2 protein-coding genes are annotated in these 1340 nt (G+C 33.3%); both read left to right on the forward strand.

The features are described 5' to 3' along the window. Window positions 1-426, forward strand: a 426-nt coding sequence (locus DRF57_RS24050; protein ID WP_373866369.1) for a transposase, incomplete at its 5' end; no start/stop codon positions are given. Between the two features lie 23 nt (window positions 427-449). Further along, window positions 450-1292, forward strand: coding sequence for an IS3 family transposase (locus DRF57_RS23380; RefSeq protein WP_206607219.1), 843 nt, complete (start codon window positions 450-452; stop codon window positions 1290-1292). The last annotated feature ends 48 nt before the right edge of the window (window positions 1293-1340 follow it).

Here is a 1340-nt window from a genome sequence, read left to right on the forward strand (position 1 = left end):
CATTTAGAAACCCAGTACGTCAAGCGTACACAGCGAGATTACAATTTGAGTTTAAAGCTTCAAATTGTAAAAGAAATTGAAGCGGGAAAATCAGGAATTACCGACTGTCGGAAAAAATATGGTATACAAGCACGTTCTACAATTGTGAGTTGGCTTAGAAAATATGGTAACTTTGATTGGGAAAACCAAAGGTCATTTACCATGAAAAAGACTCCAGAACAGCGCATTATGGAATTGGAAGCCGAAGTTAAATTGCTTGAAAAACAGAAAGCATTTTTAGAGAAACAGGCTTACATTGCAGATAAAAAGGTCATATTTTTCGATATGATGATTAATCTTGCCGAGAAAGAATATGATATTGATATCAGAAAAAACTTACCACCCGAACAATCACCAGCTTCCGCAGTGAAGAGAAAGAAACCTTAATCTTTACCTGCGAATTGTTCGGATTGGATAGACAAGTCTATTACAGAAGTATCAAACGATATAAAAACTCACAAAGCAAAGCTTCAAAAGTGATAAAACTCGTAGAAGATATTCGCATAAAAATGCCAAAATTAGGAGGCAGAAAGCTGTATTTTCTTTTAAAGGAACCTTTAAGATCCTTTAAAATAGGCAGGGATAAGTTTTTTGATATTTTGAGAGCTAATCATCTGCTCATAATACCCAAGAGGAGCTATTATATCACCACGAATTCTCATCATCGATTCAGAAAGCATAAAAACTTGATTCTGAATTATTGTATAAACAAACCCAACCAGGTTTGGGTCGCAGATATTACTTATATTGGGAGCAGAAAACAGCCGAGTTATTTAAGTCTGATAACCGATGCTTATTCCAAGAAAATCGTTGGATATCATGTTGCAGACAACCTTAATACAGAAAGCAGCCTCGTAGCATTGAGAAAGGTATTAAAGAACAATAACATTGAAAAAGAGCCGCTGATTCATCATTCTGACAGAGGCTTACAATATTGCTCAAATGAGTATCAAAGGATTTTGAAAAAATACCAATTAAAATGCAGTATGACTCAGAATTCCGATCCTTATGAAAATGCTATTGCAGAGAGAGTGAATGGTATTTTAAAACAAGAATTTGATATTGATAAATATGATATTCAAACTGCGCTCAGAAGAAAAATAGTAAATGAAGCTATTGGAATTTATAATGAATTACGACCTCATTTTTCGAATCATTATTTAACCCCAAATCAAATGCATAAACAAAAGGAAATCAAAATGAAAACCTATAAAAACAAAAACCAAAGCAAAAACAAATTTGCTCTGGTTTAATTATTTATTTTTGTCCTTTAATCTGTATCGGATTTTCAGGACTAGTCA

This window comes from Chryseobacterium rhizosphaerae (assembly GCF_003385455.1).
In the GTDB taxonomy this organism is placed as follows: domain Bacteria; phylum Bacteroidota; class Bacteroidia; order Flavobacteriales; family Weeksellaceae; genus Chryseobacterium; species Chryseobacterium rhizosphaerae.